Consider the following 19585-nt stretch of genomic DNA (forward strand, 5'->3'; position numbering starts at 1 on the left):
AATAAAAAAACAAAGCGGTGTTCTTTTTAAAATCAGCAAAAAATAACAAAAACGCCTGAAAATCAGACGTTTTTTGTTATTTTTCTAATTTATTAATGGATAAAGATGACAAAAAACAACTAGTTTTTTAGCCATTCTGTGGAAAGAGTCATTGCTGCTCGTGTCGCATTGGTTTGGTCCATCGCATTTACCATGACAAAATCATGGATGATCCCTTGGAAACGTACTTGCGTAACTTCCACACCAGCTTCACGAAGTTTTCTAGCGTATGCTTCTCCTTCATCTCTTAACACGTCCGCTTCACCAGTCAAGATCATTGCAGGTGGTAAACCTGTCAATTCTTCTTTACTTGCACGTAGAGGTGAGGCAGTGATTTCTGCTCGTTTCTTTTCATCTGTCGTATACTGATCCCAGAACCATTGCATCCCTTCTTTTGTTAAGAAGTAATTCTCTGCGAATTGGTTATAAGAACCTGTATCGAAATTTGCATCAGTTACAGGATAATATAGTAATTGTTTTTTGATTGGTAATCCTTGACGTTGCTTTGTAAGGATCGTCATCACCGTTGCCATATTCCCACCTACGGAATCCCCAGCGACTGTCAAGTTCTCAAGATCCAAGCCTTTCGACTCAGAAAGCTCCGCAAGTTTTTGCAAAATCGCGTAGTTTTGCTCGATGGCAGTAGGATATTTTGCTTCTGGCGAACGACTATACTCAGGAAAAATAACGATCGAATTTGTACGAACAGCCAATTCTCGAATCAATTTGTCATGTGTCTTGGCACTTCCAAATACCCAACCAGCACCATGTATATAAAATATGACAGGTAATTTTTCTACATTTCCTTCAGGACGGATAAAACGCACATTGATTTGTCCCCAATCATTGGTATCCATTTTCAAATCCTCGATATCCACAGGTAATTTTTCCACAGAAGAACTTTGAACTTCTTCTAGAAGATCACGCCCTTCTTCCGGAGGTAATTCATAGATACGCGGGTGCGGTGCATTAGCATCACTAAACTCAATTGCTTCTTTTTCTAATGAAATTCGATCAGTCATACGGATTCCTCCCTAAATTGAATGCAACAAATAAAATTACACCTCATATACTAGAGAGCAACCAGACAAAAGTCAAAAAATCAGATTGAAAGAGGTTGTGAAAGAAGCGCTCAGCACTAAGGCATAAGACAGAAAAATAAAAAATGGCTATTTCATTTTTTATTTTTTTGGCTTATGACCGAAGTGTTGCTTCTTGAACACCGTTTATCCAAGTTGTGAAAGAAGCGCTTTGACCTGAGCAGTAAGATGAAAAATCAGAAAAAAGGTGAGACAACCAAACAGCTACATGCCTGGTTGTCTCACCTTTTTCTATTCTCTTACCTTCTTATTGATGACTCTTAGTTATAAACTATTTATTTTTTATATAATGGAAATTGCTCTGTTAATTCACGGACGCCTGCACGCACTTCTTCTAATTGTGCTTCATCATCTTTTGCCTGTAAGGCTTTGACGATCAATTCAGCTACTTTTGCCGCATCTTCTTCGCGGAAGCCACGGGTCGTAATTGCTGGTGTCCCAATACGGATACCGCTTGTTTTGAATGGGCTTAGTGTTTCAAAAGGAATCGAATTTTTATTGACGGTGATATGAACACTGTCCAAAATCGCTTCTGCTTCTTTTCCGTTCAATTCTAAGTCACGTACATCGATCAAAATCAAATGGTTATCTGTGGCACCTGAAATCACTCGGGTACCAATCGATTGATTGAATACTTTTGCCATAGCTTTTGCATTGGCAATGACTTGTTCGCTATATTCCTTAAATTCAGGAGTCAATGCTTCTTTAAATGCAGCAGCTTTTCCGGCAATCACATGCTCCAAGGGGCCACCTTGGATGCCTGGGAAGACTGCGCTATTGATTTTTTTCGCCAGCTCTTCATTGTTCGTTAAGATCATCCCACCACGAGGTCCTCGTAATGTTTTGTGAGTAGTAGTTGTTGTGATATCGGCATAAGGGATTGGGCTTGGATGGACACCCGCTGCAACTAAACCAGCAATGTGTGCCATATCGACCATCAATTTTGCCCCAACTTCGTCCGCGATTTCTCTGAATTTTGCAAAATCGATCGTCCGACCATAGGCACTTGCTCCTGCTACGATCAATTTTGGTTGATGTTTTCTCGCTAAGATGCGTACGACATTATAATCAATGACTTCTGTTGACGGATCTACACCATAAGCAACGAAGTGGTACGTTTTTCCACTAAAATTGACTGGAGAGCCATGTGTCAAATGTCCGCCAGCAGAAAGATCCATTCCTAAGATCGTATCCCCCGGTTCAACTAACGCAAGATATGCAGCTGTATTGGCTTGTGATCCAGAGTGTGGTTGAACATTGACAAAATCGGCACCAAATAATTCTTTGGCACGGTCGATCGCCAGATTTTCAACGATATCCACAAATTCACACCCACCATAATAGCGACGTCCTGGATACCCTTCTGCGTACTTATTCGTTAAAATACTTCCTTGTGCCGCCATCACAGCTTCAGAGACAAAGTTTTCAGAAGCGATCAGCTCCAGATTGTTTTCTTGTCTTTCCTCTTCTTTTGCGATTGCTGCCCATAAATCAGGGTCAAACGTTTTGTAGTCTACCACAAACAACAACTCCTTATTTATTTATGTGTCAACTTCTCTAAATTTCAAATGATTGTTCAGTTTATTTGTCTTTTTTTGATGTTGACCAAACATTACTAGCTAAGAATACGAACATTATTTCTTAAATAGCTATTTTAGTTTGTTTCCTAGATTGTATCACAGAATGATTTTGCAGCAATCACTTCTGGTTCATTTTTTATAATAATTTTGTCCTGCGGCTTTTTTCAACCGATTCATATAAGCAATACCTAGCCCTTCTTCAGGTGCAACTTGTACTAGAATCAGATCAAGAGCTAATCGATCATCATCTAAGCCACGTAACCCCGCAAACAACCCTTTCGTTGCTGCCTCTACTGAATCATCGTAATACATATACACAGCTGCGACATCCTTGCGTACCTGATCAGCAATTGTTGGTCCAGCTAAAACACCGGTACGTAGTTTTTGCTCTTTTGTCCAGATGATCGCCTCTGGCCAATCCTTTTTTTCAACCATTAGTACTCGAGTATCAGGTGAGTAATGTTTGTATTTCATCCCCGGTGATTTCGGTGTTTCAGATTCTTTGACCAAATGGCGGTCTGTCGCCACTGGACTTTCAATGACAGCTTCTAGTTGCTCTTTCGTGATTGCTCCTGGTCGTAAGATCATCGGCGGTGCAGATGGGTCACTCAGATCAAGTACCGTTGATTCCACACCGATCCTCGTCGCCCCATCGTCAATGATTCCTGTGATTTTTCCATTTAGATCATGAAAGACATGGTCTGCTGTTGTTGGACTCGGTTTACCTGAAGTGTTGGCACTTGGCCCGACAAGTGGTACACCTGCTAATTGGATTAATTCTAACGTTTTCTTGTTATCTGGCATGCGAAAAGCAGCTGTGGATAAACCACCAGTGACAATCCCTGGTAAACTACCTTTTTTGATGTGAAAAATCAAAGTCAGTGGTCCTGGCCAGAAGTTTTTCACAATTTGTTCTGTTAATGGGTGAAAGTTGTCCACATACTCTTTTACTTGTTCGAAGGAGGCGACATGGACGATCAATGGGTTGTCTTGTGGTCGACCTTTCACTGTAAAGACTTGTTTGACAGCCTCCGGTAAAAGGGCATTAGCTCCTAATCCATAGACAGTTTCCGTTGGAAAAGCCACTAGATTTCCTACTGCTAATTCCTTCGCAGCTTCATTCAATTGTGTTTCATCATATTTAATTGTTTCCACAGTCTATCCACATCCTCTTTTTTCAAAATCCTTGTTTTATTCCGTTTTTTCAGGTAGTTATACACAAATTGTTGATAACTAGTTTGTCAATAGTGGATAAGCATGTTGATAACTAAAATATTCGTTTTCATCCTTATCAAATCAGTGTTTTTTTATTATAAAAAAACAGAAAAAAATTTTTTCATCCACAAACTAATTGGTAACAAAAATCATTCGATCATTTCCTGCCATATCTTTTTTGATCCGTACTTTTTTTGTCGGAAAGGCTTGCTCCATGATTGCTTTGACAGCTGCTCCTTGTTGGAAACCAATCTCTAAAAAAAGTTGTCCATCGCTAGCTAATATTTGTGCAGCTTCCTTTGCGATTTTCTGGTAGATCGCTAAACCATCTTCTTCAGCAAACAATGCCATCTTCGGTTCATAGGTTCGTACACTCTGATCCATCACCGACCATTCTGCTCGACTGATATAAGGGGGATTAGAAATAATGACATCAAAGGTTTGATCCATGACAGGTTCCAACGTATCACCATGATAAAAATTGATCGTTGTTTGTTCATGTTCTGCATTTTCCTTAGCGACAGCTAGTGCTTCTAAAGATAAATCAATTGCTGAGACTTGCCAATTTTTTCTAGCAGCTTTCAAGCTGATGGCGATTGCTCCAGTTCCTGTACCGATATCCACGACATTTAAGGTTTCTTCGCTTGTTTTTGCCAAACACAGTGCGACTAATTCTTCGGTTTCTGGACGAGGAATCAAAGTTGCTTCCGTGACTTTCAAGCGGTGATCAAAAAATTCAGCATAACCTAATAAATAGTGGGGCGGATAATGTTGCACTAGTCGTTGCATATCTGCATCGATCATGGCTTGATCCTCGGCTGTGATCGGTTCATTCATTCGCATGAGCCAATCCAGTTTCGTCCACTGCTTTCGTTCAAGAAAGACAAACTGGATATTATACCCTTCTACTCCTTGTTCTTCTAAAAAAGAAGAAGCCCGTGTGAGGACTTCTCGATAGGTTTTATCCATTTTGCATCTCTTCCAACTTAGATGTTTGGTCGTACACGATCAATGCGTCGACGATCTCATCTAGTTTTCCTGCTAGAATCTGATCCAATTTTTGGATCGTCAAGCCAATACGGTGGTCGGTCACGCGATTTTGAGGGAAGTTATACGTACGGATACGCTCTGAACGATCCCCAGTCCCTACCGCAGATTTACGGTTCGCATCATATTCGCTTTGTGCTTCTTGTTGGATCTTGTCGTAGACGCGCGCACGTAAGACTTTCATCGCTTTCTCACGGTTTTTCAATTGTGAACGTTCATCTTGCATCGCCACCACGATTCCAGTTGGTAAGTGAGTCAAACGTACCGCAGATGCTGTCTTATTAACATGCTGTCCACCGGCTCCAGAAGCGTGGTAAATATCGACGCGGATATCCTTGTCAGCCAGATCGATCTCTACTTCTTCTGCTTCAGGCATGACAACGACAGTTGCCGTTGATGTATGGATACGTCCTTGAGATTCTGTTGAAGGGACACGTTGGACCCGATGTGCGCCACTTTCATATTTTAATTTCGAATAGACATTTTCACCTGAGATCATCATGATGACTTCTTTATAGCCACCGATCCCTGTCACACTTGCTTCCAAGACTTCTGTTTTCCAGCCTTGGCTCTCTGCGTATCGTTGATACATTGAGAAAAGATCCCCTGCAAATAGTGCGGCTTCGTCGCCACCAGCGGCTCCGCGAATCTCCATGATAATGTTTTTGTCATCGTTTGGATCTTTTGGAAGTAACAAAATCTTGATTTTTTCTTCTAGTTCTTCTTTTTCTTTTTTCAAATCAGCTAATTCTTCTTTAGCCATCTCTGCCATTTCGTCGTCTAACTTTTCGCCGAGTAATTCTTCTGTATCTTTGATCCCTTGAACAACTTCCTTGTAGCGACGATAAACTTCAACCGTTTCACGTGTATTTGCTTCTTCTTTTGAAAGCTGCATGAAACGTTTCGTATCTGAAATCACTTCTGGGTCACTCAGTAGTTCCCCAAGCTCTTCGTAACGGTCTTCGATTGATTGTAATTGATCGTACATGCTTAATCTCCTTCTGTGATCATCAATGGATGAAAATAGTGTTTTCGACATACGGGATAATAGGCTTCATTGCCACCAATTTGGACTTGATCTCCTTCGTACACCGGTGTTCCGTCTATATAATGTAAATTCATCATTGCTTTTTTATGGCAGAACCAACAGATCGTTTTCATTTCTTCGATTTTGTCTGCATAAAGCAATAAATATTTCGATCCTTCAAATAATTCATTTCTAAAATCATTTTTTAATCCGAACGCCATCACCGGAATATTGAGTTCATCAACGATTCTCGTGAATGCTAAGACATGTTCTTTTGTTAAGAACTGCGCTTCATCGATCAATACACAGAATGGTGGATGTTCCATCTGCTGGATGACTTCAAATACATCGGTCGTTTCAAAAATGGGAATTGCTTCACGTTTCAGCCCGATTCTGCTTGAAACTACGCCAACGCCATCTCTTGTATCGATTCCGCTGGTCATCAAAACAACCGGTTTGTTTTGTTCTTCATAATTATGTGCGACTTTTAAGATCTCGATTGTCTTGCCGCTGTTCATTGCGCCGTACTTAAAAAATAGTTGTGCCATGTCCTCATTCACCTTCCAGTTTGTTCCTATGGTATTATACTTGATTTTCAATCATTTTTACAGTGAGAATTTTCGAAGCGAGATTTCCCTAGTGTAAATGTTGGTATTTTCGTTATAAATCAATAAACTACCCGCCCTTCTTTTGGTATAATCGAATGAAAAATAAAGGAGGGCACTTATGTCCGAAATATTCCACCAAATGGCGAACCATTATGATACCCCCGAACGAATACAATTAGCTGCTACGATTCGTTCAGCTGTTGAAAAAGAATTTTCTGCACAGACTCATGACCAGAAATTGATCGATTACGGTGGGGGAACTGGTCTTGTCACGTTACCCTTTGCCTCACGTTTTAAAGAAGTGATCATTATAGATTCAGCCGCAGGAATGCTAGCGATGGCTGATAAAAAAATCAAAGAGGCAAAACAAGCAAATGTACGAACACTTGAATTGGATGCTACAAAGGATTTGCCGGCAGAGAAAGCCGACATCATCTTACTATCTTTAGTCTTGTTACATATTCCAGAAACGAAAGTCATTTTAAAACAACTTTCGCAATGCTTCATCCAAGCGGAAAACTTTATATCGTTGACTTCGATAAGAACGAAAAGATCCAGCATCCAAAAGTCCATAATGGTTTTGACCACGAGGAGCTAAGAGAACAATTGAAGCTTGCTGGATTTAAACCACTCTCAATTGAAACATTCCATCACGGAAAAAACTTGTTCATGAAACAAGATGCTTCTTTGTTTTTGGCTATAGCAATCAAAGAATAAGCATTTTCTATTTCTATAAAAAAACCTTTCATAAATACGCAAAGTGTCTGTGACATTAGTCCTCTTGTACCACCTAAAACCGAATAAACGGCGGGAACAGAAGTAATCTCTTCGGAAATAAGGCGCCATCCACAAAAATTTGAAGAACAATTTTCGTGGATGGCGCCTTATTTCTCGAGGCTGAACACTTCTGTCCCGACCTCTTTTGATTATTTTAATTGAGTTCGTATTTGTTTAGTTCTTCCACTAATCAATTAGTTTGAACTATCTGTCGAAGTACTTGTCGAAGCTTCAGTTGAAGCATCGGTTGAACTTTCGCTTGTGGATGGTTCCGTCATCAAGCCACTTAGTACGTTTTTGAAATCTTCATCTTTGATTTTTACATTTGCTTTTTTCAATTCATTACGCACAGCTTCTTGTTGGAATGTTGGATCTGCTATTTTTGTCTCTGTTGCTATTTTTTCTAATTCATCTTTATATTTCGACATATCATTGCCTTTTTCTTGTTGTTTGACCATTTTCACAAGATAATATTCCGTGGCGTTCGTAGAGGAATTAGTCGCTGTGATAACATCAGATACTTCCTCATTTTTAAGTTTGAACGCTGCTTGTTTGACTTCTGTTGGCACACTTTTAGATTGCGAGTCAAAGGTGATTTCTCCACCCTTTTCTTTTGTCGCTTCATCGGTCGATTTTTCTTTGGCGATTTTAGCAAAGTCGCCCCCTTCATCGAGTGACTTTTTGATTTCCTTGGCTTCATCTTCGCTACTTACTTTAATCAATTGTGCCTCTACTTCTGGATGGAAGTTTTCCCACGCTGTTTTAAGATCTTCATCCGTCAATTCGACATTCGCTCGTAAACCTGCTTTGTAAGCTAACCCTCTTTTTATTTCTTCTTTATAAGATTCAGTTGTATAGCCCGCTAATTTCAATTGCGAATCGAAAGAATCACCGAGTGCTTCTTTGCTAGCGTTGTATTCTTTATCTACATCTTCAGCCGTAATTTTGTCGCCATAATTTTCTTCAAAAATCTGGAAGATGATCAAATCTTGGACAGCGGTCTCCGCACCCTTGATTTTTTTCAAGTGGTCCACTAGTTCCTGCTCTGAGATGGTACCGCCTTTATACGTCACTGCAGCTTGATCTGAAGGATTTGTTGAACATGCAGAAAACAAAACCAGTCCTGATGATACAGCTAATATTGAGATGAATTTTTTCATGCTGTCACTCCTATATATTTTAATAGTTATTTATATCTATGTGTCTTTCACTTTAGCCTTACTTTATGAACAAACTTTGAAAATAACGTGATTTTATAAAAAAATTATACTTGATCACTTGTTGTTGTAGTTTATATAACAAAAAAACCTCAACATTCCAAACGAATGTTGAGGTTTTTTCAGGGTATATCTTTACTGTTTAGAGTTATATCGCTATCGCATTACGTATCATCGATTAAATGATATTGATCTTATTCAACGGCCAATAGCGGAAAACGACTTTACCTTGGATCAAGTCTTCATCGACTAAACCAAACATGCGGCTGTCTTTTGAGATCAAACGATTGTCGCCCAGTACCAAGTATTGTCCTTCCGGAACAGTGAATTCAAAATCACTGGTGAACGTTTCAGCATTTTCAGCTTGCGATTGGAAGGCTGAATTATAAGAATATTCCTCTTGTAGTTTGTCTTCTGAAAATTCTTTTTTATACTCATCTAAGTAGGGTTCATCTTGCTTTTCCCCATTGATGTATAGTTGATCATCTTCCATTTTCACAGTATCGCCTGGCATCCCAATGATTCGTTTGACGATCATCCGTTCTTCATCCCCAGGTTCTTTTGTTGTAATGATATCCCAGCGGTCAAAATCTGAGATTTTAGATGAGATCAAACGTTGCCCATCATGTAACGAAGGGTCCATGGAATGACCACTCACTGTGACTGGTGTGAATACATAGACTCTTGCCAAAATGATGGCGGCTAAAACAACGATCAAGATTCCCCAATTTTTCAAAAAGTTTTTCACTTTATACCTCCTATTAACCAAACATTTTTATGTTATTTTTTATTTATTTGTTAGCTATTCTTTATTTTACATTTTTTATCAATTAAAAGAAAGAATAAGTGTCGGATCGTGTTGGGAATAATCCGTTTTTTTTTAGAAATGTTTTTTTGAACTTCATGTATCTTTCATATTAGAGCGAAATAAATACTCGATGGAGAAGATTTATCCTATACTTTTGATTTTTTTCTTCGTTGGCTTCGACTGTATGTCACTTCACCTTCTTGTTCTTTTGGTTGATTTTTCTTGATGATCAACTTCAAACGATAGGGTTCATGGTATCTAAGACCATCTTTGACAAAATCACCGCCTGCAAGGAATAAGCCTACGGGTTCAATATGATCTTCTGGCGAGTCGACCTTGATCGTTCCTACTTTTTCCATGCTGGAATAATTACGGCCGATACTTAATTGATAAGTTTTGTCGGAGACTTTTTTCACATAATAGTAGGGATAAAGTGTATTTCGATCAATCAAGAAACCGTCCATTCGACCAAGTTCATTGACCTTGATTTCCCCTTTTTCAATCAAATAACGCATATTCTCTGCTAGTTTCAATTGGTAGTCTTCATCGAATAGAACATTGGCTTTTTCTGTATTGACTTTGTCGATATTTCCGTTGTTCCCGCGAACCGTTTCTCCTTCAATATTGAATGCTTCATCAGGTAGATATTTTACGATCACTTGGGTCACATCGGCTTTTGAATTTTTATCAAAAAAGTAATAAAACACATTTAGAACAGTGAAATATAAAAGAACTAAAAAGCCTAATCCATATAAAAAGAACTGCAAATAGTTTTGATTTTGCCATAATCCATAAACAATCCGTAAAAGGTAAACGGTCGGAATCACACTTAATATAGTATAGCCTCGGTTCAAATATTTAGGACTGATATCTAAATATCCTAAAAACTTGTGTATCCCATTGATGATATCTAATATAAATGTCATTCTTCATCACCTGCCTGTTGATTATACATCTGTGTTTCAGCGGATTGCTCTGTAGGTGCATTATTTTCATTTAGATTGCCTTCACTTGGCGTAGAAGTACTTGGCGTTGTATTAGGCGTCGTACTGCTTGGTGTAGTGGCACTTGGCGTCGTACTTGAACCGCTGTCGTCCCCTTGATTTTGACTAGTCGAATCGGTCGTATATCCTGTATTTCCTTCATCCACGGAACTTTCTGGTATTGAGTTTTGGTTGTATGTAGAATTGGTTGTGTCTTGTTCTACAGTCGTCGGTGTTGTTTCTACCGTGTCATTCGTTTGCCCTGTTCCTTCATTGGTAGAAGTCGTCGTAGTCTCTGTGGAACGACTTGGTGCACGATAGCTAGAACTATTAACAATGCCTGTTGTGGTAGCAACAATCGTCGAAATCGTCAATACAGCGATTGGCTTTAATATAGGTGCTACTTTTCGCATATTCTCTCATCCTTTTCCTTGTTGCCGCTTGAAGTCTTGATCCGTTTGGCAAAAATTGATTTTTCTCACACGTATTCTTTAGTTTTACCATAAATTTCTTATTTTTTTCTTATTTTTTCATGAAACTTTTGTGTAGATTACTCAAATGTTGTTTTAGTCGTAATCAGACAGTCTATGACTAGTTGATACACTTCATTTTATCATGGATCTCCCTCCAAGTTGTTTCGCAAAGTCATCTTTATTATAAGACACTTTTCCAATAACTAAAATCCTAGTAAATTTTAGTTTTATTATTTCTTTGTGTATTTATTTTATTGTCGGTATACTGGAAGAAACATCTAACAAGGAGGATCGAATTTGTGCAATTGAATCTTTTTTTCCGGAAATGGCGAAGGCGTAGTGCAAGATATGTTTCTAGTCACTTTTCTTCTATTCAAATTATTGTATTTTATTATATTTTAATGACTATGATTTCTTTGGGCTTGTTTTACATCCCATTTTTCCGAAATCCGGGTAGTCATGCTTCATTTATTGACATGCTTTTTATGGCTATCAGTACGATCAGTGTCACTGGTCTTTCGACATTTGACATCCACGCGATTTTTAATAACAATGGCATTATTTTACTCGAAGTGTTGTTTCAAGTGGGTGGTTTAGGGATCATGATGATCTCAACGGCATTTATTATCTTTTCTAAGCGACGGATCACCTTACGTCAAAGACAATTGATCATGACAGATATGAACCAACCACGTTTATCTGGTATCGTTCGTTTGATTCGGATCACTTTTGTCATATTGCTCTGGTTCCAATTGCTATTTGGTGCCTTGTTCTCCGTTTATTTTTATATTCGTGGCTATTTCGATCATTGGCACGAAGCCATTTTCCATGGATTTTATCAAGCTATTTCCGCGGTCACAAATTCGGGATTCGATATTACTGGTGAGTCGATCAAGCCATTTGAACATGACTATCCATTTTTATTTATGATCATGTTCCTGATTTTCATTGGTGGAATCGGTTTTCCAGTATTGATGGAGTTTCGAGAATGGCGCTTGTATCGAAAAACAAAAGCCAAGATTCCTTTTCGGTTCTCTTTGTTTACAAAACTCGCCGTCCTCGCTTTTGTCATTTTATTTGTAAGCGGGACTGTCTTGATTTTTTTACTTGAAAAAAATCACTTGTTCAAAGATCTCCATCCTAGTGTCCAGTGGATCAATTCAATGTTTTATTCCATGACAACTCGTAATGCGGGTTTACAGATCCATGATCTAGGAGATTTTCAAATCACCACCTTGATCGTCTTTTCCTTATTGATGTTCATTGGTTGTAGTCCCAGTTCTGTCGGCGGGGGTATCCGAACCACGACTGTGGCGATCATTGGCCTTTATCTTTATTCATTTTTGAAAAGTGAAGATAACATTAATATTTTTGGTCGTCGAATTGATGAAGATGATGTCCGAAAATCAGTAGTCGTTTTTATGCTCTCCTTAGGGATGTGCTTCTTCTGTATTCTTTTTTTATCTGCCACGGAGAAACAACCGCTGATCTCAATCATCGTGGAAGTGACTTCTGCTTTTGGGACAACGGGGTTATCGCTAGGAATTACCGGTGATCTATCAACAGTCGGTAAAATCACGATCGGTGCGTTGATGTTTATTGGACGTATCGGTATGTTGTATACATTAATGTTATTTGTGCCAAAAGAAACACGAGATTTAGGTTATGAATATCCTACTGAGAAAATCATTATCGGGTAAGCTAGTCTATCGTTACCATAAAAAAACGATATGTAAGAAGCAAGGAAGCGATCGTTTTTCGTTTTCTTGCTTCTTTCGTTTTTGTTTTGCGAACAGTATAAACTTTTGTAAAATAAGACAAAGCAATTTAACCTTTTTTTCAACATATGGTATGATTAGTTGAATTTATTTGTAATTATGACGTTTTGGAGGTTACATAATGGGAATACGCAGTCAATTTGCGATTGCAGTTGGTAAAACCGCACAATGGGGACTAAAAACTTTTTTTAAAGGAGGATCAAGTTTACCTGGTAAACTTGCTTTATCGATCGATCCTCATATTTTAGATACATTAGCAAAAGACTATCAAGTCGTCGTCGTAACTGGAACAAATGGAAAAACATTGACGACCGCTTTGACCGTCAATATCTTACGACAACAATTTGATGAAGTCTTGACGAACCCTACTGGCGCCAACATGGTCCAAGGAATCGTTTCGACTTTTTTACAAGCAAAAGCCGGAAAAGGCCAAAAGAAATTTGCGGTGTTAGAAATCGATGAAGCCAGTCTAAGTAGAGTGACTGAATACATCAAACCTGAACTATTTTTGTTTACAAACATTTTCCGTGACCAAATGGACCGTTACGGTGAAATCTACACCACGTATAAAATGATCGTTGACGGTGCCGCAAAATCGCCAGATGCTACGATCATCAGTAATGGCGATTCACCGATCTTCAATTCAGTTGAGACCGTCAACCCTAGAAGATATTATGGATTTGATCACGAAGAAGACCATGAACAGATGGCCCACTACAATACAGATGGCGTGTTGTGTCCGAAATGTCATCACATCTTGCACTACAAAATGATCACTTATGCAAACTTAGGTAAATACTATTGTCCAAATTGTGACTTTAAACGTCCAGAACTGGATTATCGTTTGACAGAAATGAAACGAATGGACAACAAATCAGCTGATTTCGTCATTGATGGCAATGAATATGGCATCGAAGTTGGTGGCATGTACAATGTCTATAATGCTTTAGCAGCTACTGCGGTGGCTGAATATTATGGTGTTGTTCCTGAAAAAATCAGACAAGGCTTAGGGTATGACGAAAAAGTATTTGGTCGTCAAGAAGACATCGAAATCGATGGCAAGTCCTGTACCTTAGTCCTAGTCAAAAATCCTGTAGGGATCAACCAAGTCATCGACATGATGGGACATGCGCCGTATCCATTTTCACTAGTAGCCCTCTTGAATGCGAACTACGCAGATGGAATCGATGTGAGTTGGATCTGGGACGGAGAATTTGAACGCTTTGCAGATATGGAAATCCCTGCTGTGATTGCTGGTGGCGATCGCCACACAGATATGGCACTACGTTTGAAAGTAGCGGGTATCGCTGAAGATAAATTGACACAATCAAAAGAATTGACTGATGTCATTGAGAAAATCAAGCAACTACCGACGGATCATGTCTATATTTTAGCGACCTATACAGCTGTCTTACAATTACGAAAAGAATTAGCGAGTCAAGGCTTTATCAAAGGAGGCATGAATCGTGGCTAACTACGAATTACGCATTGCCCATCTCTATGGGAATCTGATGAATACTTATGGTGACAATGGCAATCTCTTGATGCTCCAATATATCGCCAAAAAAATGGGGGTCACTTCTCATACTGAGATCGTCAGCATCCATGAACCCTTTGAGGCAGATAAATATGACTTAGTTTTCTTTGGAGGTGGTCAAGATTTTGAACAAATGATCATTTCAAAAGACATTCAAGAAAAGAAAGAATCATTGACTAATTACATTGAAAATGATGGTGTCGTACTTGCGATTTGTGGCGGTTACCAACTACTTGGTCATTATTATATGGGCGCAAACGGTGAAAAAATCCAAGGAATCGGTGCGTTGGATCATTACACCTTAAGCCAAGAGAATAATCGCTTCATTGGTGACATCGTGATCCACAACGAAGAGTTCAACGAAACCTATTATGGATTTGAAAATCATAATGGTCGAACATTTCTTGGCGAAGGCGAACGCCCGCTGGGAAAAATCGTCAAAGGTCAAGGGAATAATGGGGAAGATCAATCAGAAGGTGTCATTTACCGCAACGTTTACGGCTCCTATTTCCATGGTCCGATCTTAGCACGTAATGAACATCTAGCGGAGCGTCTCGTTCGCTTAGCATTAGAGAAACGTTATGGAAAAGAGCTTGATCTACCAACAGTTGCCGCAGCTCCAATCAAGTAAACAGCGAAAAACCTCTAAAAATATCTAAGATATTTTTAGAGGTTTTTTTTACAATCCACTTGTTTATTCCATTGATCGTATCAAGAATCAAGCTACTTGTTTCGCATAACGCATCACATTTTGCTTGATGTTACTGATTGTTGTCGGATCATGGATACCTGTGACTTCTTGGATCAACTGATCCATATTTTCTCGCACTTTCATCTCTTGCAGTTCACGACTTTGCTCATCTTCAGGATCATAGTAGTTGAAAATGATCCCCATCGTAGCTGTCAAATGTGGACAAGTCAAATTGTATTCTTGCAATTCACGAACCGGACGAGTAAAGCGTTCTTGATAGCCTAACTTCCGTAAAGGCGTTCGAGCTACCCGAGTGATGGCATCTGAGATATATTTATTTTGGAAACGTTGGATGATTTTCTCAATATAGGCTTCATGTTGTTTATTATCAAAGCCCCATTTTGCTTCCAGTAAACTTCCTGTTTCTTGTAGTACTGATTTTAGTTGGGCAACGACTAACGAATCTTGCATTGCCTCATCGATCGTTGCATATCCCAATAATGCACCGGTGTAAGCTACAGTCGCATGCCCTGTGTTCACACTAAATAGTTTTCGTTCAATATATGGTTCCAAATCTTTGACGTATAGTACGCCATTTAACGAAATCTCTTTATTTTTTCGTTGCGTATCATCAATGACCCATTCTTTAAAAGGTTCCACTTGCACAAACAAAGGATCTTCATGTTGTTGCATCGGCACGATGCGATCCACTGCTGCATTCGGAAATCCGATGGACTGATCTGCAAAGTGGGTATCTGACAGATATTTATAGACTTCCATTTTTAGATGCTCAGAGCCACCAATCATATTTTCACAAGCGATGATGTCTAGCGGTTGCTGATTGCCCTCTTGTTCTCTTTGCTCGATCCCTTTTGCAATCAGTTCAGCAATGAATGGTAAAATATTGGGACCGATCGCTGTGGTCACAAGATCTGCTTGTGCTATTTCTTTGATCACTTGTTCAGGCTGTTTTTGGTTGTTCAATCCGCGAACGCGTTCAACGACAAGTTGTTTTTTCGATTCGTCAGCTAGTTCGATCGTATACCGGCTTTTTTCATTTAATGAATCGATGATCTGTTCGTTGACATCAACAAAAGTGATGTCAAACCCATTCTCAGCTAAAACTTCTCCAATAAATCCTCTGCCGATATTTCCGGCACCAAAGTGTACTGCTCTCATTCGTCTTCTCTCCTTAGGCAATTGCTAGATTGTGTGTGACTTCTTCTTTACTCAGTGCATCTGCTAATTGGACAACATTGTCCATGTCGCTACAATAAAGAGCGATTTGTTGCACTAATTGCAGATGTTCTTCTCCTACGCCAGCGATACCAAACAAGACTGTCGCAATCTTTTCTTCTTGTTCAGTCCCGAAATTGACACCATCTGGCACTTGGATCACACAGATCCCTGATTTTTTTACGAATGCTTTGGCTTCATCTGTTCCATGAGGGATCGCGATAAAATTCCCCATATAAACGGATAACATCGCATCACGTTCCACCATTGCGTCAATGTAGGGTTCTTCGACACAACCGGCTTCCACTAATTTTCTTCCACAGTATCGGATGGCCTCTTCCTTTGTTGCAAAAGCCTTATTCAACTCGATCATATCAAATGCTAATTCAGACATTTTATTTCCTCCTTATGCTACTTTTTTCAAATAGTGAGCAATCGTTTCATATTTTTGTGGACTGACCATCGTCGCCACTGAAAAATGAAGTGAATGCGGTGCCACTGAACGTGCCTCCTCAGACAAGGATTCTCTTGAAACGATCAGTGTATTCGGTTGCTCCGTCAACTCATCAATATTGATTTTTTTCAGAGGGATCTCCAATTGGTTTTTCTTCAATATATCTTTCAATAAGGACAATCCCATTGTCGCTGATCCTGCACGATCGTCATGAACAAGTAAAATCTCTTTGATATCTTTTAATTCAGATAAATCCAAATCATCTGTTGGAGTAGTAGAGAGTGGTTGGCTTGGCTGTGTTTCTTCCTTACTTCCTAATGCTTGGATGATTTCATCATACTTTGGTGAATTTAAGAAGTTTTCTACTGCAACAAAATGAGCATGTGGCGCTTTTTGTTTTGCTCGTTCCTGCAACTCAACTTGAGTCACGATCAATACGTCTGCTTCATCAGATAATTGACTAACGGCTTGATTCGTCACGAGTTGAGGTAAGTGATGCTCTTGGACTTTTTTTCTTAACAAGGAAGCACCCATCGCACTTGACCCCATTCCAGCATCACAGGCAAAAATGATTTTTTTGATCGCTGATAAAGCTGGTTGTCCCTGACTAGTAGTTCCAGTTCCTTTCGCTTGTTGTTTCGCTTGACGAGTCGCTTCCACTGATTTTTCAAAATCTTCACTTGTTTCTTTCGCATCAGCTTTTAGAATGACTGCAGAGATCCCAAAAGAAACGGCTGTTGCAGCGACGATCCCTAAAATAACTGGTAAGTAAGCACTCAATGGTGCCATTGCTAAAATGGCAATGATCGAACCCGGTGAAGCTGGCGCACGTAAGCCTGCATCCATTAATTGGAAAACGAAACTACCTGTCATCCCACCAAAAATCACTGATAAGAATAATAACGGTTTCATCATTACGTATGGGAAATAGATTTCATGGATTCCACCTAAGAAATGGATGATCATTGCACCCGGTGCAGATGATTTTGCCGCGCCTTTGCCAAATAGTGTGAAAGCTAACAATACACCTAGACCTGGTCCAGGATTAGCTTCCAACAAGAACAGGATCGATTGACCGGCTGTAGCCACTTGTTCTGTTCCTAAAGGAGTCAAAATGCCATGGTTGATCGCATTATTCAAAAACAAGATTTTCGCTGGTTCGATAAAAATACTCGTCAATGGAATCAAATTTGCATTTAAAATTGCTTCAACACCTGTTGCCATCGCTTGCGTCAGTGTATCCACCACTGGACCAATTGCAGAAAAGCCGATCAATGCTAACGCAAAACCGATTAATCCTGCAGAAAAATTGTTGACCAACATCTCAAACCCTGATTTGATATGTTTTTGAAACACTTGATCGAATTTCTTGATGGCAAAGCCACCTAATGGACCCATGATCATGGCACCTAACATCATCGGAATATCTGTCCCAACGATCACACCCATCGTCGCAATTGCTCCGACGACTGAACCACGATCACCACCGATGACTTTCCCTCCGGTGTAGCCGATCAATAAAGGAATTAAATACGTCAACATTGGGCCGACCATCGTAGCAAACGCTTCGTTTGGTAAATAGCCATCTGGAATAAATAATGCTGTCAAAACACCCCAAGCAATCAACGCACCGATATTCGGCATCACCATACTAGATAAGGTACTTCCTAACTTTTGTACTTTTGCTTTGAATGAAATTTTATTTTTTGGTATCGTCTCTTCCACTTCAATCGCTCCTTTATCTCTTTCTTTAACCAAATTGTATCCGCTTACCATTTAGATAAATAGTCGGATTTTGTCACAATCATTTGTGCCAAAACATGGAGTGATCCAAATGAGTGATTTGATGAAAGACTTCTGGTACTAATTAGAGACGCTGATACAATTATTTTCTTCATTTAAGGGAGCATTTTATCTGTAGATACCTACGAAAAGGCACATCCTCGTGATCTTTTGGACTCTTTTTTACAAAGTAAGGTTTTTATTCCATTGACTCTCCTAATCGAGCCAACCGTTCTTCCCAAAGCATTAGATTTTCAGACATATCGGCTGACGCCTCATAGAACGTAATGAAATCTAAAATAATCGTTCCTTGCTCTATGTATGCCGCCATCACCGCTTTTAATTCTTCCGTTTGGATTTGTTCAAATGCTTCTTTCGCTTTGTTCATTTCTTTTTCTTTCAACCAATCAAGACTTTTTTCAAAATAAAACTGATCCAGTGCTAACGTGATCTCCTGATGTTTCAAGTGGCGATTCAACACAACGGCTTCTTGTACTTGTTCCAGCTCCAAATAAGCAATCGCTAACTTGGTTTGGCGCTTTTCCGTCAATTGTTCCACGTGGGTCGCAATCACTTTTTTCCAATCGTTTTGATAAAAAGCCAGATCAAAGGTGGCATTTCCTGTTGGCTTTTGCTCATTCAACTTCTCTACCCAAGAAAATTCCTGTTCTTCCACTAAGTGATCGATCAATTGCTGATACTGAGTGGGATATTCTTCCGCAGCTTCTTCATATGCGCCTGCTTCTACTAATGACTGCCATGAACTTTTCTGATTTTCTTCGGTTGTCGCTTGCTCATTATTCGTTCTTTGTTCAACAAACAAACCGACACCTTGAATCACAACAAAAACGATTACTCCACTAAGAAGTAATCGCTTGATGATTTTTTTCCAATTGATTTGTAACAACTGATTTTTTTTCAGTGTGTTGCTTGAATGAGAGAACTGACTCTTCTCTTTTGTATTGGCTATTTCTTGCTCCCAGTGTTGACTTAAGATCTCTTCAATCTCCTCTGTCAAAGGAAATTGAAGCACTTTTTCTATCATCATTTCTCCCTTACGATCATAAATACGTATGCGACATTGTCCTTGTGTGTTTGCCAGCAAGACTCGTCGATTTTCAGTTTCTAAATCTTCCAAAGCCTGAAACAAATCCAACTGAGTCTCTTCTACTTGTAAGTGATGGATCTGATCGATGATTACAGTTTCTTTCGCCATACGTTGTCACTCCCCTC

At 39.4% G+C, this 19585-nt stretch carries 17 protein-coding genes and 1 pseudogene; 4 read left to right on the forward strand and 14 right to left on the reverse strand.

The genetic code is table 11. From position 1 onward, the window contains the following. Positions 1 to 119 precede the first annotated feature (119 nt). The 6 genes from HZ311_RS04865 to HZ311_RS04890 all read right to left on the reverse strand — a co-directional run bounded on the left by HZ311_RS04865 (position 120) and on the right by HZ311_RS04890 (position 6556). Positions 120 to 1061, reverse strand: a complete 942-nt coding sequence (locus HZ311_RS04865) for an alpha/beta hydrolase (protein WP_010736622.1) — start codon at positions 1059 to 1061, stop codon at positions 120 to 122. A gap of 353 nt (positions 1062 to 1414) precedes the next feature. Further along, on the reverse strand, positions 1415 to 2659 hold the full coding sequence (gene glyA, locus HZ311_RS04870) for a serine hydroxymethyltransferase (RefSeq protein WP_010736623.1): 1245 nt from the start codon (positions 2657 to 2659) through the stop codon (positions 1415 to 1417). A 189-nt stretch (positions 2660 to 2848) separates the two neighbouring features. Continuing rightward, positions 2849 to 3874 (reverse strand): L-threonylcarbamoyladenylate synthase, encoded by a 1026-nt coding sequence (locus HZ311_RS04875; protein WP_023520273.1) that lies wholly within the window; start codon positions 3872 to 3874, stop codon positions 2849 to 2851. Positions 3875 to 4066: 192 nt separating this feature from the next. Further along, on the reverse strand, positions 4067 to 4903 hold the full coding sequence (gene prmC, locus HZ311_RS04880) for a peptide chain release factor N(5)-glutamine methyltransferase (RefSeq protein ID WP_010736625.1): 837 nt from the start codon (positions 4901 to 4903) through the stop codon (positions 4067 to 4069). Continuing rightward, on the reverse strand, positions 4896 to 5969 hold the full coding sequence (gene prfA / locus HZ311_RS04885; RefSeq protein ID WP_010736626.1) for a peptide chain release factor 1: 1074 nt from the start codon (positions 5967 to 5969) through the stop codon (positions 4896 to 4898). The genes prmC and prfA overlap by 8 nt, the downstream gene beginning before the upstream one ends. A 2-nt stretch (positions 5970 to 5971) precedes the next feature. Continuing rightward, positions 5972 to 6556, reverse strand: a complete 585-nt coding sequence (locus tag HZ311_RS04890; RefSeq protein ID WP_010736627.1) for a thymidine kinase — start codon at positions 6554 to 6556, stop codon at positions 5972 to 5974. A gap of 178 nt (positions 6557 to 6734) precedes the next feature. On the opposite strand from HZ311_RS04890, the pseudogene HZ311_RS04895 reads away from it, so the two are divergent. Beyond that, a pseudogene (locus HZ311_RS04895) lies at positions 6735 to 7333 on the forward strand (class I SAM-dependent methyltransferase). A 254-nt stretch (positions 7334 to 7587) separates the two neighbouring features. On the opposite strand, the gene HZ311_RS04900 reads toward HZ311_RS04895, so the two are convergent. The 4 genes from HZ311_RS04900 to HZ311_RS04915 form a co-directional block, all read right to left on the reverse strand. Further along, on the reverse strand, positions 7588 to 8553 hold the full coding sequence (locus tag HZ311_RS04900) for a peptidylprolyl isomerase (RefSeq protein WP_023520276.1): 966 nt from the start codon (positions 8551 to 8553) through the stop codon (positions 7588 to 7590). A gap of 235 nt (positions 8554 to 8788) precedes the next feature. Further along, positions 8789 to 9358, reverse strand: coding sequence for a signal peptidase I (lepB, locus tag HZ311_RS04905; RefSeq protein ID WP_010736630.1), 570 nt, complete (start codon positions 9356 to 9358; stop codon positions 8789 to 8791). A 206-nt stretch (positions 9359 to 9564) separates the two neighbouring features. Next, entirely contained in the window at positions 9565 to 10344 is a 780-nt protein-coding gene (locus tag HZ311_RS04910) for a DUF6681 family protein (protein WP_010736631.1), read from the reverse strand. Beyond that, positions 10341 to 10814: a hypothetical protein gene (locus HZ311_RS04915; protein WP_023520277.1), complete on the reverse strand. Its 474-nt coding sequence runs from the start codon at positions 10812 to 10814 to the stop codon at positions 10341 to 10343. Before HZ311_RS04915 ends, HZ311_RS04910 begins: the two co-directional genes overlap by 4 nt. Positions 10815 to 11173: 359 nt before the next feature. Here HZ311_RS04915 and HZ311_RS04920 point away from each other — a divergent pair, with 359 nt between their 5' ends. The 3 genes from HZ311_RS04920 (at position 11174) to HZ311_RS04930 (ending at position 14820) form a co-directional block, all read left to right on the forward strand. Then, on the forward strand, positions 11174 to 12574 hold the full coding sequence (locus HZ311_RS04920; RefSeq protein ID WP_023520278.1) for a TrkH family potassium uptake protein: 1401 nt from the start codon (positions 11174 to 11176) through the stop codon (positions 12572 to 12574). Positions 12575 to 12773: 199 nt separating this feature from the next. Continuing rightward, a complete protein-coding gene (locus tag HZ311_RS04925; protein ID WP_096081777.1) occupies positions 12774 to 14126 on the forward strand; it encodes a Mur ligase family protein in 1353 nt (450 codons plus the stop codon). Beyond that, entirely contained in the window at positions 14119 to 14820 is a 702-nt protein-coding gene (locus HZ311_RS04930; RefSeq protein ID WP_010736635.1) for a type 1 glutamine amidotransferase, read from the forward strand. Before HZ311_RS04925 ends, HZ311_RS04930 begins: the two co-directional genes overlap by 8 nt. An 87-nt stretch (positions 14821 to 14907) precedes the next feature. Here HZ311_RS04930 and HZ311_RS04935 read toward each other — a convergent pair whose 3' ends face one another. From HZ311_RS04935 to HZ311_RS04950, 4 genes are all read right to left on the reverse strand, one after another. Next, positions 14908 to 16059, reverse strand: a complete 1152-nt coding sequence (locus HZ311_RS04935; protein WP_023520280.1) for a mannitol-1-phosphate 5-dehydrogenase — start codon at positions 16057 to 16059, stop codon at positions 14908 to 14910. A 13-nt stretch (positions 16060 to 16072) separates the two neighbouring features. Continuing rightward, positions 16073 to 16510, reverse strand: a complete 438-nt coding sequence (locus tag HZ311_RS04940; RefSeq protein WP_019723779.1) for a PTS sugar transporter subunit IIA — start codon at positions 16508 to 16510, stop codon at positions 16073 to 16075. A gap of 12 nt (positions 16511 to 16522) precedes the next feature. After that, positions 16523 to 18295, reverse strand: a complete 1773-nt coding sequence (locus HZ311_RS04945; protein WP_023520281.1) for a PTS mannitol-specific transporter subunit IIBC — start codon at positions 18293 to 18295, stop codon at positions 16523 to 16525. Between the two features lie 256 nt (positions 18296 to 18551). Then, positions 18552 to 19568 carry a hypothetical protein gene (locus HZ311_RS04950; protein WP_137072815.1) on the reverse strand — a complete coding sequence of 339 codons (1017 nt, stop codon included), beginning with the start codon at positions 19566 to 19568 and terminating at the stop codon, positions 18552 to 18554. Positions 19569 to 19585 lie beyond the last annotated feature (17 nt).

This window comes from Enterococcus mundtii, from assembly GCF_013394305.1.
Taxonomy (GTDB): domain Bacteria; phylum Bacillota; class Bacilli; order Lactobacillales; family Enterococcaceae; genus Enterococcus_B; species Enterococcus_B pernyi.

Bases quoted from the DNA above. Each gene is read 5' to 3' on its own strand.
- HZ311_RS04935 (WP_023520280.1), bottom strand. From the start codon at position 16,059: ATGAGAGCAGTACACTTTGGTGCCGGAAATATCGGCAGAGGATTTATT.
- HZ311_RS04890 (WP_010736627.1), bottom strand. From the start codon at position 6,556: ATGGCACAACTATTTTTTAAGTACGGCGCAATGAACAGCGGCAAGACA.
- HZ311_RS04865 (WP_010736622.1), bottom strand. From the start codon at position 1,061: ATGACTGATCGAATTTCATTAGAAAAAGAAGCAATTGAGTTTAGTGAT.
- HZ311_RS04940 (WP_019723779.1), bottom strand. From the start codon at position 16,510: ATGTCTGAATTAGCATTTGATATGATCGAGTTGAATAAGGCTTTTGCA.
- prfA (WP_010736626.1), bottom strand. From the start codon at position 5,969: ATGTACGATCAATTACAATCAATCGAAGACCGTTACGAAGAGCTTGGG.
- HZ311_RS04910 (WP_010736631.1), bottom strand. From the start codon at position 10,344: ATGACATTTATATTAGATATCATCAATGGGATACACAAGTTTTTAGGA.
- HZ311_RS04915 (WP_023520277.1), bottom strand. From the start codon at position 10,814: ATGCGAAAAGTAGCACCTATATTAAAGCCAATCGCTGTATTGACGATT.
- HZ311_RS04950 (WP_137072815.1), bottom strand. From the start codon at position 19,568: ATGGCGAAAGAAACTGTAATCATCGATCAGATCCATCACTTACAAGTA.
- HZ311_RS04925 (WP_096081777.1), top strand. From the start codon at position 12,774: ATGGGAATACGCAGTCAATTTGCGATTGCAGTTGGTAAAACCGCACAA.
- HZ311_RS04900 (WP_023520276.1), bottom strand. From the start codon at position 8,553: ATGAAAAAATTCATCTCAATATTAGCTGTATCATCAGGACTGGTTTTG.
- prmC (WP_010736625.1), bottom strand. From the start codon at position 4,903: ATGGATAAAACCTATCGAGAAGTCCTCACACGGGCTTCTTCTTTTTTA.